The organism is Flavobacterium frigidimaris, from assembly GCF_002217275.1.
Classification (GTDB): Bacteria; Bacteroidota; Bacteroidia; order Flavobacteriales; family Flavobacteriaceae; genus Flavobacterium; species Flavobacterium aquidurense.
Window position 1 is genome coordinate 158,060 of sequence record NZ_MUGV01000018.1, and the last position, 16,625, is coordinate 174,684.

Below are 16,625 nucleotides of genomic sequence, written 5' to 3' on the forward strand. Positions count from 1 at the left end.
CAAGGTCTATGATGTCACCCTGCTGGGTTCATTTGCAATACACTTTTCAATTCTATAAATATGGCGTCTCGCTGGGACTTAATTACAATTGCTTTTTTGTTTAAACAAAATTATTCTACATCCCAAGCTCCAGCGGAGCGTCATATTTATAGAAAAAAATCCCTCATCTTTATAAGAGCTCCAGCGGAGCGACATTACGATCAATCATGACATCATGATGGTTTATTTAATATAACATATCAATTCTATAAATATGGCGTCCCGCTGGGACTTAATTACAATTGTTTTTTTTGTTCAGACAAAATTATTCTACATCCCAAGCTCCAGCGGAGCGTCATATTTATAGAAAAAAATCCCTCATCTTTATAAGAGCTCCAGCGGAGCGATATCAAGGTCTATGATGTCACCCCACTGGGGTTCATTTGCAATACACTTTTCAATTCTATAACTATGGCGTCCCGCTGGGACTTAATTACAATTGTTTTTTTGTTCAGACAAAATTATTCTACATCCCAAGCTCCAGCGGAGCGTCATATTTATAGAAAAAAATTACCACAATTCTACAAGCTCCAGCGGAGCGACATTACGATCAATCATGACATCATGATGGTTAATTTACGATAACATATCAATTCTATAATTGGTTCTACTGTGAATTAATTACTCAATAAACCAATGGGCGGTTGTATTTTGAGCAACCGGTTGTGGTTTTCCTGAAATTTTTTTAATGTTATTTCTCTTTTTTATCATACGGATCAATCGTAACAATCGAACCGTCAGCATTATATTCAATTTTTGTTACTTTGATAGATCGTAAATGCGTAACTCCCTTTGACAAACTGGAATCGTGGTAAAACAAATACCATTCGTTTTCAATTTCACAAATAGAATGATGTGAAGTCCACCCAATCACCGGATTCAGGATTCTTCCTTTGTAAGTAAAAGGTCCATACGGATTATCTCCTATCGCATAACAAATAAAATGAGTATCTCCTGTTGAATACGAGAAGTAATATTTCCCGTTATATTTATGCACCCATGATGCTTCAAAAAAACGACGATCATTATCCCTTGCCTTTAAAACTTCACCATTCTCATCTAAAATTTTGATTTCTTTCGGCTCTTCTGCAAACTCCTTCATATCGTCAGAAAGCAACGCCACAATTGGCCCCAATGCAGGTTTATCTGCTAAAGGTTCCACATTATTTTCATCGTATTTGTTGTCGCGATACTTTTGAAGCTGGCCTCCCCAAATTCCACCAAAATACATATAATATTTTCCGTCATTATCTTCAAAAACAGCAGGATCAATAGTATAACTTCCTTTGATTGCTTCTGGTTCAGGTACAAATGGACCAGTTGGTGAATCGCTTATGGCTACTCCAATCTGGAAAATTCCGTTGGCACGTTTGGCCGGGAAGTACAAATAATATTTTCCGTTTTTACACGCGGCGTCCGGCGCCCACATTTGTCGCTCGGCCCAAGGAACATCATTTACATGTAAAGCCACACCATTATCTACAGCTTCGGCATTTACGTTTTCCATGGAAATGACATGATAATCTTCCATTCCAAAATGATCTCCATTGTCATTAAAAGGAATTCCGGCATCAATGTCGTGCGATGGATAAATGTATATTTTTCCATTAAAAACGTGCGCCGATGGATCAGCGGTATACATATGATTTATCAATGGATTCGAGATCGCTCGTTTATCTAACTCTAAAAAGTCAATATTTTCAATACTATCTTCAGGCATTTTTTTCAGGTTTTTTTTTAATTTTTAAATAAGCTAGGCTCTTCTTTCTTTTAAATCCGATTCAATTTGGATTTCCATTTTCTTATCGATTTTGTAGAAGAACAATAGTGCAACACCAATCAGAAAAGGAACTGCAGGAAAGACGCTAACCAAAAGTTTAATTCCGTTTACAGCTACTGCACTTTGTACGGCTGCATTTGCAACATAGTCAAAGTGTCCTAACAATGAAGTTGTTAAAGCGCCTCCAATACTCAATCCGGCTTTTAATCCCACCATCATGGCAGAGAATATAATCGCAGTCGCCCGACGGTTGTTTAGCCATTCTGAGTAATCGGCAACATCGGCAATCATGGCCCACAAAATCGGAATTGTGATTCCGTAGAAAAATCCGTGCAGAATTTGGGAAACAAAAATCACACTGATTGATTTTGAAGAAAAGAAATAAAAAGCCAATATAAATAAGGTGGAGACAAATAAAAAGGAACCAAAGATGTTTCGCTTACCATATTTATCTGCTAATCTTTTTGACAAAGTGATTCCGACGATCATGAAAATAATTCCGCCAGCATTGAATAGTCCAAATCCGGCCGCAATAGGATCATTCCCAAACTGATTCAATCCAATTCCGGCTAAACCATCTAATATTGGCTGAATAAAAATCGCCAGTTGTTGTTTGTCTACATAATTTTCAAAATAATATACATAAGCACTGCCTTTCATCGCCAAAGTAATAAATACCAAAGTCGTCAACGCCAACATGATTAACCACGGTTTATTTTTAACCAAATCGCTTAAATCTTCTTTTATACTTGATTTTTGTTCCGGTTTTGGAACGATACGTTCTTTTGTTGTAAAAAATGTAATTAACAACATAATGGTACCAAATATGGCCAACGCTGTCATTACTTTTTCAATACCAATTGCTTTATCGCCATTTCCGGCACTTTTGATGATACCAAGCATAAAAACCTGAACAAAAAACTGTGCAAACATTACAGCCACAAAGCGATAAGACGACAAACTATTGCGTTCGCCCATATCACCAGTAATTACACCGCTCAAAGCAGAATAGGGTAAATTGTTACTGGCGTAAAACAATAATAAAAAGGTATAAGTTACTACCGCATAAATCACTTTACCGTGATAGGCAAAATTGGGTGTTGTAAAGGCTAATAATGCAATAACTCCCAAGGGTACTGCAGTCCATAAAATCCAGGGTCTGAATTTCCCCCATTTGGTACTGGTCCTGTCGGCCAGAACACCAATAATTGGATTAAAAACAAAAGCTGCTATCAAACCGACAACCAACATAATTATAGAAGAATCCTGAGGCGATAATCCGTAAATATCGGTATAAAAATAAGCGAGGTAAGTAATCAGTGTCTGAAAGACTAAGTTTGCCGCCAGGTCGCCTAAGCTGTATCCAATTTTTTCTTTTATGGATAGTTTTTGAGAATTAAAATTCATTATTTGTTTGTGGTTATTTTGGTTAATTTTATAATCAAAATTGATTTAAATTCGATTATTTAGTTAGCTCGTGTACCGTTTTCAAAAGGCTGTAACTTAAGCAATCGGTTGTGTAAAATTAGCAAAAAAAACATACCATGCAAATTTACTTTACTTTATTACATTATTTTCTGAAAAACAACCTGTTGCACTAATCTTTAAAACCTTTGTCAATACTGCCTTTTTTCTCATTCTTTAACTGCATTACGCTATCATACGCTTTTTTAGGCTGCAATTGTGCATCAAATAATAAAGGATAATTCGTACGACCTTTTATAGGCCAGTCATTTAACCAGGATTGTCCATCATAAACGCCCCAAAAAGTAACACGACTTATTTTGTCTTTGTGTTTCAAAAATAATTTAAAAATGTCTGCATAACGTTGTGCAAGCTTGTCCTGAACATCATCAGGAAGTTTTTCCGGGTACGGATTCATCTTAGCGCTTCCTTCAAAATTCTGATTCACATCGGCCCCTTTTAAATCCCATGGATTTGGTAGAACCGTGATGTCTAATTCTGTAAAAGCAACTTTTAAACCTAGTGCAGAATAAGCCAAAATACTTTCTTCAATTTCTTGCAAAGATGGACTTTCCAATCGCCAATGCGCCTGAATTCCAACTCCGTCAACTTTCCCTCCTCCTGCTCTGACTTTTTTGATTAAATTAATGGTACCTTCTCTTTTCGCAGCTGCTTCATTATTATAATCGTTGTAATACAAATCCACTTTTGGATCTGCAGCGGCGGCTAATTTAAAGGCATCAGTAAGATATTGCTCTCCCAGTGTATTCAAAAAAACAGATTTTCTTAGAGTTCCATCTTCGTTTAAAGCTTCATTCACAACATCCCAGGAACCAATTCTTCCTTTGTATTTCGAAACGATCGTTGTAATATGATCTTTCATGAAAGCTTTCATTTCCGTACTGTCTTTAATTTTCTCCATCCACGGTGCCAATTGACTGTGCCAGATTAAAGTATGACCGTGAATAAACATTTTATTCTTCTCGCCATACGCCACAAATTTATCAGACAATGCAAAATCATATTTGTCTTTTTGAGGATGTACAAACATCGATTTCATGATATTTTCTGCCGTAATCGCATTATATTCTTTTCGAATTAACGCATCTTCCTTCGCATTTTTTTCTTCAATTTGACTGGCGCTTAAAGCGGTTCCGATATAGAAATCTTTTTTGTAAGCGTCTTTCAGCGAGCTGACTTTTTTTTGCGCCGTGCAATTTACAAACAACAATGTGGTTATTGCCAGTAAACAGGGTTTAATTAATTTCATTTTTTTTATTTTTTGGTTGATAGTTATTTTTTTTTTGCAACACATAGAGACATAGCTTTTGTTTGTCTATAGAGGCGGTTCACTTGTTTAAAAAAACATAGCTTCTTCTGTTATTATTTCTTTTGAAAACTTTCCGGTGGTCCTAAATAAGACTCCAAAATTTTTCCCGACTCGGTTTCAATTACAATTTTCTGAAGCACTAAAGCAGGGTCAATTCCGTAAAACTTTAAAACATGATTTCCTGCACTTTCTATTTTATGCGAAGAGGTTATAATTTTAATGTTATCAGCAACAGCCTTATTCCACGTTTTATCCGAATCTTTTTCATTAAAATTGATGATTTGTGGTTTTTCATCATCAATAGCAATTCCGTATTTCAAACCCTCGCGAGTAGAAAAATTAATGGTTGGCGAAAAATAAGCTTGTACTTTTAAAATTCCTTTTTGAAACAAATGAATATCATATTCTAATCTTGGTGATTTTTCAGAAATTTCAATTGACTGAATATTGGAAGGTTTTAAAGTAACTCCCGATTCGGTTCTCCCGATGTTCGGAATTACAGTCCATTTTACCTCTGAATTAATTGCTCTCGAATAATGCTGAGCTTCAATCGATACCAAACCATTATTCTCCACAAAACCTTTTACTTCCTTTAAATCAATGTTTTTAGTATTTACAATTACAGTGAAATTTTGATTATTGGCTGAAATTGTAATTTGACTTTTTGTATCACCTTTTGGCGCTTTTTTCCAGTCAATACTGATTAGAATTCTTTCTTCAGTATTAATTTTTCCTTTTGATTTTGAAACCTTAATCCAATTATCTTTAGCAATTATTTTGAAATCAAAAGGCATCGTTCCTCTGTTGAATACATCTACAAAATAGCTTTTGTTTTCGGCTGAATTATAAGTTGGCAAAACAATTTCTGCTGCACTATTTGGCCACCAATTTTCAGAAGCTTCAATTGCAATTCCGACTTCTGCTTTGTTTAATAACTCAATACTTTTCGTTTCCGGGATCACATTATTTTTTGGCTCTTGCCATGAAGTATAACCTATATGCGTTTGCACCATCATATGATTCCACTTGCCGTTTGCCAATTTAGTGTGATAATAATTCGTTAGTAAACTATCCTTTTGAAATAACTCTTTTACCTGTTTTGCATACGAATTTGCAGAAGCTCTTCCCTGATTCGCGTACAACTGATTTTTTGCTGTTGCAACGTACAATTCATTCAAATTTGCACTTGCCAACACCGGAAATAAAACCAACTGATAAAAAGCATCTTTGTATTCCGGTTTTAGTTTTGTATTGATTGCATTCGCTTTTTCGACTAGTTTTTTATAATCGTTTAAAACCGTTTCTGCTTCGCTATAATTGGTAATACTATACGTTTTCTCGTTTAATAATTCAGGCTTTCGTCTGGAATTGTATTTGGTGTATAATTTTATAATTTGAGCAATTTCATTTGCATTTTGATCTTCAAAATTTTCCTTTGCCCATTGCATATAATATTGATCTAAATTCCCTGCGTTCCATTTTTCCGGATTCCAGGCCAAATCAAGAAAAAACTCCGTTGGAAACTCCATTGGTTTGATATCTCCCACATTCACAATCCAAATTTTATCAACGCCATATTGGTACGCCAAATCCATTTGTTCCCAGGTGCGTTCGATTTGATTGGTATTGATCCATTTGTAGTTTCGCGGTCCGCCCACATAATCAAAATGGTAATAAATGCCGTAACCACCTTTTCTTGGTTTTGCATTTAGTTCCGGTAATTTCCTGATATTGCCCCAATTGTCATCGCACAATAAAAGTGTAATATCGTCCGGAACACGCATTCCTTTGTCGTAATAATCCTGAACTTCTTTGTAAAGAGCCCACATCTGAGGCGTTTCTTCAATTGGCTTTTTAGTCACTTCTTTTATAATCTCTCTCTGCGCTTTTACAATATTTTCAAGAAGATCAATTGCTGTTCCCTGTGTCATTGGTTCGTCACCGTCGCCACGCATTCCAACCGTTACAATGGTTTCCGTGTTTCCCATTCTTTTCATGCCTTCCTTCCAAAACGAAATCAGGTTTTCAGAATTGGTACTAAAATCCCATTTTCCTTTGCCTAAATTAGCCCATTCTGCATGCGCTCTGGTTAGTGGTTCGTGGTGCGAAGTTCCCATTACAACTCCGTATTCATCCGCTAAAACAGCGTTTTGAGGATCATCTACATAAAACATTCTTCCCCACATCGACGGCCACAAATAATTGCCTTTCATTCTCAGAATCAATTCAAAAACCTTATCGTAGAATTTCGCGTTAAATCCGCCATACGTATCAAACGCCCAGCCTGATAATGCCGGAGCTTCGTCGTTGATAAAGATGCCTCGGTATTTTACTTTTGGTTCTCCGTTAGAATGAATTCCACTTAAAACATGCAATTCTGATTGTTTTTTCACCGGAACATCTGCCCAAAAATACCAGGGCGAAACGCCAATTTGATTCGACAAATCATACATTCCGTAAATCGTTCCTCTTTTATCAGAGCCTACAATGATTAATGCTTTCTTGATTCCTTTTGAAGGATTATCGACAATTTGAGTAGTGAATTTTTCCCATTTTCCCTGAAGCTGAGTCGCATCAATTTTTCCTTCACGAACCAATTGATCAATGATTTCACTTTTTCCGATTGTGCCAATAATCACCACATAATCCGTCGCTTCTGAAAGGGTTTTAATTTGTTTTGGATGAATATTTGTGACTTTAAAAAGATCATTTTCCACATGTCCTGCGACTTTTAAAACGCCCGGAAAATCAGTTGCACTTACTAAAATAGAAGCTGTTTTTCCTTTTGATGCTAATGGGAAATTTTCTGCGGAAGCTTTGTTTACTACATATTTATCTCCATTTATGGCATAGGATTTTGTGCTGATTCCGAGGAGGAAAAGCAGTAGGATTATTGGCAGTAATGGAGATTTTAGTAAACGCATAATAATTTTATTAATAGTAACTCTAATAGTTTTAACCACAATCTAGTCATCCTGAGGAACGAAGGACCACACTAGATTCCGCAAAGTAAATCGCCAATCTTTGTCGAGCTACTTGTGGGGATCTCTCGTTCCTCGGGATGACAAAAATGTGCATACTATATGTAGTCCCTACGGGACATTTTTTCATCTGCCTTTTTTTTCTTCTACCAATATTTAACTCCTATCGGAGTATATTCGCAAAATTCCTATTTAAAAATATCTCGTAGAGATTAAATCCTGGTAGAAAAACAATTTACCATTTACAGATTGTCCCGTAGGGACAACATAAAATCAGCCGCACAATCATTTCTTTACCAAAATCTTGGCATCCCTCTTTTCTCGGGATGACAAAAATGCACGTATAAACTTTGAAATATACCTAACAGGTTTTTAAAACCTGTTAGGATAATTCTATTATAAATTCAATTTATAAGCAATTCCCATTTCCAAGCCTCTTAATTCTGCAAGACCTTTCAATCTTCCAACCAAAGAATAACCCGGATACGTTTCTGTTTTTTCATCAACATCATGCAAAAAACCGTGATCAGGACGCATGGGCAAACTCACTTTTCTTTTATTCATCAATAAAAGCAGTTTTTCTATAAGGACTTCCATTTTGGTATCTCCTTCTAAATGGGCAGATTCCCTAAAAATGTTTTCGCTTTCGCGGATGGTATTTCGAAGGTGTAAAAAGTGAATTCGATCTCCGCAATCGTCAATAATTTGCGCCAGATTATTTTTTGGATCTGCTCCTAATGAACCTGTACAATAACAAAGTCCGTTTGCATTTAAAGGCACGGCTTCAAAAATGGCTTTGATATCTTTTTCTGTTGAAACAATTCTGGGCAAACCTAAAACCGAAAACGGAGGATCATCAGGATGAATCGCCAATTTAGAACCTAATTCTTCAGCAACCGGAGCTACTTCAGATAAAAAATAAATCAGGTTTTCTCTTAATTTGTTATTATCAATTTCAGCATAATTATCTAAAAGCGATAAAATTTGTTCAGCGGTAAAATTGATTTTACTGCCCGGTAATCCTAATAAAACGTTTTTAAAAAGTAAAGCTTTCTCGTCTTCAGAAAGTTGGTTTCCGAATTCCAAAGCCTTTGCTTTCTCATCCTCCGAATAATCATTTTCAGCATTGGGTCTTTTTAGCAAAAACACATCAAAATAAGTAAAAGCAAGTTGATTGTATAATAGCGCCTTACTTCCGTCTTCATTGATAAAATTATGGTTGGTACGTACCCAGTCGAGAATCGGCATAAAATTATAGGTGATGATTTTAATACCGCAATCCGCCAAATTTTTTAAACTGATTTTATAATTTTCGATGTATTGCAAATAAGCTCCGGTAGCCCGTTTTATTTCCTCATGAACCGGTAAACTTTCAACAACAGACCATTCTAATCCGGCTTCTCTGATGATTTGCTGTCTTTCTTTAATGTCTTGAATAGTCCAGATTTCCCCAACGGGAATTTGGTGCAAAGCCGTTACAATTCCGGTTGCTCCTGCCTGCTTAATATCTCTTAAAGTAACATTATCCTGAGGGCCAAACCAACGCATGGTTTGTTGCATTTTTATCATAATACTAAACTTATTTTTTAACACTTTAATTTTCAAACACATAGAAACATAGCTTAACAATGTGTTGAAAAAAGGCATTTCATTTATTTAAAAACACATAGCAGGCTATGTGGGTGGGTGAGTGTTTTAAAGAACTCAATGTCTTTATATGTTATCCGTATAAAATTTTAAACACAGAGATATTGCTTTCAATTATTTAAAACGATATTCTTAAAAAATCTAGATTTTAACTCACAGCTTATGTGTTTTCAAAACCTGTGAAACGCCTTTACCGCCAAACTAAATCCATGTTTCTATCTGTTTAAATCTTTTCCAACACAACTGTGTTTAAAATATATTTTTCTTAAAACCCAATACTGTTTCCGCCATCAACAGGCAAAACAGTTCCGGTTGTATATTTTGATTCGCTTAAAGCGAAATAATAAACAGCATCTGCAATGTCTGAAGGTTCTCCCAGGAAACCCATTGGCGTTCTTCCCAGTACTTTATTTTTTCTTTCCGGATCATTATCAAGTGCTGTCGAAGACATTTTGGTTTTGATAAATCCCGGGGCAATACAATTTACGCGAACTCCAAAAGGTGCTAATTCTACCGCCATTGCTCTGGTCATCGACTCGATTGCGCCTTTACTAGCCGAGTACGCAATTACTTTTGGAATACCATATTGCGATGCCATCGAACTAATATTGATAATGCTTCCTGTCCCCTTTTCTTTCATGTTTTTTACAACGGCTTTACTAACCGCAAAAACACTTAAAAGGTTGGTGTGAATTATAGATAAAAAGTCTTCATCAGTAACATCCAAAAACTCTTTTTTAAGATTGATTCCGGCATTATTAACCAAAATATCTATCGGATTTTCTTTGCTTATATTTTCAATCATTTCAGGAATTCCAGCAAGATTATTTAGATCATAAATAACCGGAATTGCATTCACTCCAATCTCTTTACAGGCGTCTTCTGTTTTCTCTTTTGATCTTCCAATTATATAGGTTTTGATTCCGTTATCACATAATTTCTTTGCTGTTGCAAAACCCAAACCCGAATTTCCTCCGGTTACAATTGCTGTTTTTGTGCTCATATTTTTTAATTTGAATATTTAATTTCCCGGTGCAAAAGGGAATTTTAAGGATTGAAAATAGTCTAAAGATTGTGTTGGTTTCTCTACTCCAACTGGCAATTCCTTACCGGAATATTGCTGAAAATAAAGCAAACACGCATCTCGCCACCATTTTGCTTCTTTATATTGTATTTCTAATAACATTTGTACTTCTTTAAAACGGTCTTCATCGACATATTTTTCGGTCGTATTCCAAACCTTCTGCATAGCTGCCACCTGATTTACGCCTTCCTGATATTTCAAAGCCAAACCGTTCCATAATGTTTGTCCGTTTTTCAATTTATAATCCCAGGAAACATGATGAAACCATAATAAATCTTTCTCGGGACAGGTTTCTAAAGTATCAAAAATTTTGGCTACTTCCGGAGCATATTGCGCCGTGGCATTTGTTCCGGTTTTAGAGCGGTCAAAACCAAGACCGTTTTTATCTGCTTTATGGTAATACACCGGGTTCCATTCTGGTCGGGATAAATTTGAAACCCACGGACCCGGACCGTAATGGTGACCCGTATCCATAATATGATGCAAACCAAGTGGCGTCATATAATTGACAACGGCTTCTCTTGACTCCATCATCATAGCTTTTACCGGTTTTATGAAATTTTCATTATTTGAAAATGTACATCGCAACCATTCATCTGCAATAACTTCAGAATCCAATTCCGGATTCCATGCCAGTCTTCCAAAGCCGTACCAATTCGCCTGCGCAAAAGGATGCCCGGTCCAGTTTAAATCATTTCCTATGTTGGAAACTCCGGCAATTCCGGTGAGTTTTGTTTTTGTTATACTACCATCAATCACTTTTGCAACTGTAGAACCTTTTCCTTTTTGATAGGTATCTGATTCTAACACTTCCTGAAATAATTTGGGTAAAAAAACCAAATGCGTGCTAAAACCTAAATATTCCTGCGTGATTTGAAACTCTATCATCAAAGGTGTTTTTGGCATGGCGCCAAACATAGGGTGAAAAGGTTCGCGAGGCTGAAAATCGATCGCCCCATTTTTTACCTGAACAATTACATTGTCTTTGAATTTTCCATCGTACGGTACAAATTCGGCGTAAGCCTGTTTTGCACGATCATTGGCGTCATGTTCTGAATACACAAATGCGCGCCACATAATTACGCCACCAAATGGCGCAACGGCATCGGCCAGCATATTGGCTCCGTCGACGTGATCTCTTCCATAATTTTGTGGGCCTGGTTGTCCTTCTGAATTTGCTTTTACCAGAAAACCTCCAAAATCCGGAATTCTTTTATAAATTTCTTTGGCTTTATTTTTCCACCAATTGGCAACGGCAGCATCTTTTGGATCGGCTGTTTTCAAACCTCCAATTTCGATTGGCGCCGAAAAACGGGCTGTTAAATACACTTTTATTCCGTAGGGCCTGAACACATTTGCTAAAGCTTCTACTTTTTCTAAATATTGCGGTGTCAGGATTAAGGCATTCGCATTGACATTCGTCAACACTGTTCCGTTGATACCGATTGATGCATTTGCTCTGGCATAATCAATATAACGCTGATCAATAAAATCAGGTAATTTTTGCCAGTTCCATAAAGAGAATCCGGCGTAACCGCGTTCTACAGTTCTGTCCAAATTATCCCAGTGATTTAAAATTCGGATGTTCGTTTTTGGTGAATCAACAATGTTTAAATTTTTAATAGATTTATTCATTTGAACTAATCTTAAAAAATGATAGACACCATATAAAACTCCCACCTCTTTTTTACCGGTAATGACAATCTGATTTTTATTTTTTATTGAAATCGATTTGATGATAAACCCTTCATCATTAATCTGATCAAAATTTCCGATTTCCTTTTGAATGTCTGAACTCAGTACTTCTTTAGATCCAATAATAATATTTTTATCTCCTTCAACTTTTGATTTAAGACTGATTGTTTTCCCGAACATTTCACTCAACCCCACTTCTAATTCATTTGAAGCAATTTTTGAAGTTGCTGAATTTTCCAGAGAAACGATTCCCTGAACATCAGATAGATATTTTGAAAGTAATTCCACCTCCGTTTTCTTATCGTACTGAAGCCATAATTTATAATCCTTTTGTGCCATTGTTTTAAGGGAAAACAAAAACAGCAGAACTGGAAGTATAAATAAAGGTTTCTTTGGATAGCGCATTGGATGTTCTTTTGAGTGGTTAAATTTAAAAACTTGCAATCGGTTGCGTAAAAATAAGCATTGTGTTTTAAGAAAAAAATTTTACTGCAAAATTTTTTACACAACAACAATTCTTTTGTTAAAAAAGGAGATGTTTGACAGACAATTAGGAATGAAATCGAAAGAATTTATTCCTTTCTGCTTGAAGAAGCACGAACTAAAACCTCAGTATTTAAAAAAGTAACTTCAGTAATTCGATCTTTTTTAGGAGTATCTGCACTCTTTTTAGCCGACTTTAAATGATTCAATATTTTCTTGGCCGATGTCTGCCCCATCTTCACAGCCGGATGCGAAATAGTAGTCAATCCCGGATCAATAATAGAAGCAATAGGATCGTCATTAAAGCCAATAATGGCAATATCTTCCGGAATTCTTAAACTACGTTTTTTAGCAATCTGAATTACACCAACTGCAGCTGTATCATTTACAACAAAAACGCCATCCGGGGGATTTGGCAGATCAAATAAAGTTGTAGCTGCCGTTTCACCTTCTTCGTAAGTTAGCGTTGTTTCGATGATAAGTTCTTCATCAACAGTTAAATTAGCTTCAAGTAAAGCATCAACATAACCTCTTTTTCGTTCACTGTACGTATTTCTGTATGGCGAACCTGTAATGTGTGCAATGCGTCTGCAGCCTTGTTCGATTAAATGTTTTGTGGCTTTATAACCTGCAGAGTAATTATCGATCATAACACGATAGGTATCAAAATCTTTTGGTACCCTGTCTACAAAAACCAACGGGATATTTTTATCAATAAACTTTTGAAAATGAGAAGTATCGCGAGTATCCATTGCCAGGGAACAAATAATTCCACAAACCCTGCTATCATAAAGTGCTTTCGACAAATTAACCTCATCTTCATAAGAATCATGACTTTGCGTGATCATAACGCTATAACCAGCTTTTTGGGCAATTTCTTCAATGCCGCTAATTAACGAGGAGATAAAAGGGCGATTGATTCGGGATACTAAAACCCCAATTATTTTCGTTGAATTTCCACGTAAACCTGCCGCTAAAATATTTGGGCGAAACCCCATTTCTTCGGCTACTTTCTTTACTTTTTTTATGGTTTTATCACTAATTGTAGGATGATCTTTTAAAGCTCTTGAAATGGTCGAAGTAGCAAGATTCATTCGCTCAGCAATATCATAAATGGTAACATCTCTACTCTCTTCCATAAAAATTAAAATACTAAAAAAGTTGGTATATATATTTTCGAACCTTCAACAAAGTAGTTCAAACTGATCTTAAAATAAAACAAGACTTCCTATCGGATAGTATTTTCTGAAAAGAATTTTGTACTTATTTTTTTGTCAAAATTAAATTATTTTTCTTTCTTTACACAATCGGTTGCAAAATAATTTTACACTATTTTTCACGCTGGTTAAATTGTCAAAATAAATTATACGAAGTATTAGCTATTAATGTATTAAAACATTTCTCATGAAAAAAGTAATAACGGCCTGTCAAACTATTATAATTTTATTCCTTTCAATTTATTGTAATGCACAAACCAGGGAAAAATATGTTTTTCAAAATACAACTCTGTCTTTTGAGGAACGTGTAAACGATCTGGTAAGTCATTTAACGCTTGAAGAAAAAGTATCACAAATGCTGAATTCTTCACCCGCTATTCCGCGATTAGGCATTCCGGCTTATGACTGGTGGAATGAAACTTTGCATGGCGTTGCAAGAACTCCTTTTAAAACTACTGTTTATCCGCAAGCGATTGCTATGGCAGCTACTTTTGATAAAAATTCCCTTTTTACAATGGCTGATTATTCGGCGTTGGAAGGAAGAGCAATTTACAATAAAGCCCTTGCATTAGGCCGAAATAATGAGCGTTATGTAGGCCTTACTTACTGGACACCCAATATCAATATTTTTCGTGATCCTCGCTGGGGACGCGGACAGGAAACCTACGGCGAAGATCCCTTTTTGTCTGCTGCTTTAGGTAATTCTTTTGTTGAAGGATTGCAGGGCGATGATCCAAAATATCTAAAAGCGGCAGCCTGTGCGAAACATTATGCAGTTCATAGCGGACCTGAACCTTTGCGTCATACTTTTGATGTTGATGTAACGCCTTATGAGCTTTGGGACACGTATTTGCCGGCGTTTAAAAAATTGGTAACCGAATCAAAAGTGGCCGGCGTTATGTGTGCGTACAATGCTTTTAGAACGCAGCCATGTTGTGCAAGCGATATTTTAATGACCGATATTCTACGCAATCAATGGAAATTTGATGGTTATGTAACTTCAGATTGTTGGGCGATTGACGACTTCTTCAAAAATCATAAAACACATCCGGATGCGGCATCTGCTTCAGCTGACGCTGTTTTCCACGGAACCGATATTGACTGCGGAACGGATGCCTACAAAGCTTTGGTACAAGCAGTAAAGACAGGAAAAATACCTGAATCTCAAATCGATATTTCAGTTAAACGTCTTTATATGATTCGTTTCAGATTAGGAATGTTTGATCCTGTCGAAATGGTGAAATATGCACAAACACCAGAATCTGTTTTAGAGAGCACAGCACATCAGGAACATGCTTTAAAAATGGCCAGACAATCAATGGTTTTGCTAAGAAATGAAAACAATACTTTACCGTTGAATAAAAAGATTAAAAAGATCGCTGTTTTAGGTCCAAATGCTGATAATTCGATTTCGATTTTGGGAAATTACAACGGAACTCCTTCCAAACTTACAACTGTATTGCAAGGAATTAAAGACAAACTAGGTTCAAATACTGAGGTTATTTATGAGAAAGCCATCAACTTTACAAATGATACTTTATTAGTTTATGCTGATGTTAAAAATCAATATACTTTTGAAGGAAAAAAAGGTTTTAAAGCGGAATATTTTACTAATACAGCTCTTTCTGGCCAACCGGAAATTACAAGAACGGAAACGGAATTAAACCATTTTTGGCAGGAAGGTGAAGCAGTTGTTCAAAACCTTAAAGCCAATAATTTTTCTGCCCGATACACCACAAATTTCACAGCTACTGAAGATGGCAGCATTACTTTTGAACTTACCGCCGACGATGGTTACCGCTTTCTTGTGAATGGAAAAGAAGAACTAAATGCCTGGAAAAAAAATCGTTGGGGCGGACAAACTTTCCAATTGAAAACAACAAAAGGAGCAGTTTATAATTTGGTCGTGGAATATTGGCAAGGCGAAGGAAAAGGAAATGTTTCCCTAAATGCCGGAAACTTTAAAAAAACCGATTTTGCTGCGCTTATGAATCGTTTAAAAGATGTTGATGCTTTTGTTTTTGCAGGCGGAATTTCACCGCAATTGGAAGGCGAAGAAATGAAAGTAAATTTTCCGGGGTTTAAAGGCGGAGATCGTACTTCGATTGCATTACCAACCGTACAAACTGATTTGATGAAAGCATTACAAACGACAGGAAAACCAGTTGTTTTCGTCATGATGACCGGAAGCGCCATCGCTATTCCGTGGGAAGCTCAAAATATTCCAGCCATTGTAAACGCCTGGTACGGCGGACAAGCAGCCGGAACTGCAGTTGCTGATATTCTTTTTGGAGATTATAATCCGGCTGGAAGACTGCCTGTTACTTTTTACAAAGGCGACTCAGACTTACCTGAATTTGTAGATTATAAAATGGACAACAGAACGTACCGTTATTTTAAAGGAACACCGCTTTATGGTTTTGGATATGGTTTGAGTTATACTTCTTTTAAATACGATGAACTAAAAATGCCCACGAAAATCAGTAAAGGAAAAAGCATTTCCATTTCTGTACGCGTTACTAATACAGGTAAAATGACCGGTGAAGAAGTAGCGCAATTGTACGTTATCAATCAAAATGCAACTATAAAAGCACCTTTGAAAACTTTGAAAGGGTTTGAACGAATCAATCTTAAATCGGGCGAAAGCAAAACTCTAACCTTTACACTTTCTCCAGAAGATGTATCACATATTACGCAAGAAGGTGTTCAGCAGGAATATAATGGTGAAATAAAAATTGCCATTGGCGGTCATCAGCCTGATGAACCTAACAAATCAACCAGTACAATTTTGAGTAAAACCCTTTTAATTCAATAAATTCATTGACTATAAAAATCATTTTTTAATTTGGGGATAAATGAAAAATAATAAGATTTTTTTTCTAAATTTGATGGTGCAAATAGGCAT

Annotated in this window: 9 protein-coding genes; 1 reads left to right on the plus strand and 8 read right to left on the minus strand. The window is 36.1% G+C overall.

All coding sequences use genetic code 11. The features are described from left to right. Positions 1-730 precede the first annotated feature (730 nt). From B0A65_RS11260 to B0A65_RS11295, 8 genes are all read right to left on the minus strand, one after another. Positions 731-1,759, minus strand: a complete 1,029-nt coding sequence (locus B0A65_RS11260; RefSeq protein WP_074658931.1) for a glycoside hydrolase family 43 protein — start codon at positions 1,757-1,759, stop codon at positions 731-733. Positions 1,760-1,792: 33 nt separating this feature from the next. Next, positions 1,793-3,226 (minus strand): MFS transporter, encoded by a 1,434-nt coding sequence (locus tag B0A65_RS11265; RefSeq protein ID WP_074658933.1) that lies wholly within the window; start codon positions 3,224-3,226, stop codon positions 1,793-1,795. 190 nt (positions 3,227-3,416) lie between these two features. Further along, the gene (locus B0A65_RS11270; RefSeq protein WP_074659234.1) at positions 3,417-4,553 is read right to left on the minus strand and encodes an endo-1,4-beta-xylanase; all 1,137 of its coding nucleotides are present in this window, start codon (positions 4,551-4,553) and stop codon (positions 3,417-3,419) included. Positions 4,554-4,666: 113 nt separating this feature from the next. Next, positions 4,667-7,537, minus strand: coding sequence for a glycosyl hydrolase 115 family protein (locus B0A65_RS11275; protein ID WP_074658935.1), 2,871 nt, complete (start codon positions 7,535-7,537; stop codon positions 4,667-4,669). Positions 7,538-7,990: 453 nt separating this feature from the next. Then, entirely contained in the window at positions 7,991-9,154 is a 1,164-nt protein-coding gene (gene uxuA, locus B0A65_RS11280; RefSeq protein WP_089069628.1) for a mannonate dehydratase, read from the minus strand. Between the two features lie 352 nt (positions 9,155-9,506). Continuing rightward, complete coding sequence (locus B0A65_RS11285; protein ID WP_074658939.1) at positions 9,507-10,244, minus strand: SDR family NAD(P)-dependent oxidoreductase; 738 nt, start codon at positions 10,242-10,244, stop codon at positions 9,507-9,509. A gap of 18 nt (positions 10,245-10,262) precedes the next feature. Then, positions 10,263-12,359, minus strand: coding sequence for an alpha-glucuronidase family glycosyl hydrolase (locus tag B0A65_RS11290; protein WP_242670271.1), 2,097 nt, complete (start codon positions 12,357-12,359; stop codon positions 10,263-10,265). Between the two features lie 233 nt (positions 12,360-12,592). Further along, positions 12,593-13,642 carry a LacI family DNA-binding transcriptional regulator gene (locus tag B0A65_RS11295; RefSeq protein WP_074658943.1) on the minus strand — a complete coding sequence of 350 codons (1,050 nt, stop codon included), beginning with the start codon at positions 13,640-13,642 and terminating at the stop codon, positions 12,593-12,595. Positions 13,643-13,907: 265 nt separating this feature from the next. On the opposite strand from B0A65_RS11295, the gene B0A65_RS11300 reads away from it, so the two are divergent. After that, a complete protein-coding gene (locus tag B0A65_RS11300) occupies positions 13,908-16,535 on the plus strand; it encodes a glycoside hydrolase family 3 protein (RefSeq protein WP_074658945.1) in 2,628 nt (875 codons plus the stop codon). The last annotated feature ends 90 nt before the right edge of the window (positions 16,536-16,625 follow it).

Coding starts and splice junctions, on each gene's coding strand:
- B0A65_RS11295 (WP_074658943.1), bottom strand. CDS start 13,642: ATGGAAGAGAGTAGAGATGTTACCATTTATGATATTGCTGAGCGAATG.
- uxuA (WP_089069628.1), bottom strand. CDS start 9,154: ATGCAACAAACCATGCGTTGGTTTGGCCCTCAGGATAATGTTACTTTA.
- B0A65_RS11285 (WP_074658939.1), bottom strand. CDS start 10,244: ATGAGCACAAAAACAGCAATTGTAACCGGAGGAAATTCGGGTTTGGGT.
- B0A65_RS11300 (WP_074658945.1), top strand. CDS start 13,908: ATGAAAAAAGTAATAACGGCCTGTCAAACTATTATAATTTTATTCCTT.
- B0A65_RS11290 (WP_242670271.1), bottom strand. CDS start 12,359: ATGGCACAAAAGGATTATAAATTATGGCTTCAGTACGATAAGAAAACG.
- B0A65_RS11275 (WP_074658935.1), bottom strand. CDS start 7,537: ATGCGTTTACTAAAATCTCCATTACTGCCAATAATCCTACTGCTTTTC.
- B0A65_RS11260 (WP_074658931.1), bottom strand. CDS start 1,759: ATGCCTGAAGATAGTATTGAAAATATTGACTTTTTAGAGTTAGATAAA.
- B0A65_RS11270 (WP_074659234.1), bottom strand. CDS start 4,553: ATGAAATTAATTAAACCCTGTTTACTGGCAATAACCACATTGTTGTTT.
- B0A65_RS11265 (WP_074658933.1), bottom strand. CDS start 3,226: ATGAATTTTAATTCTCAAAAACTATCCATAAAAGAAAAAATTGGATAC.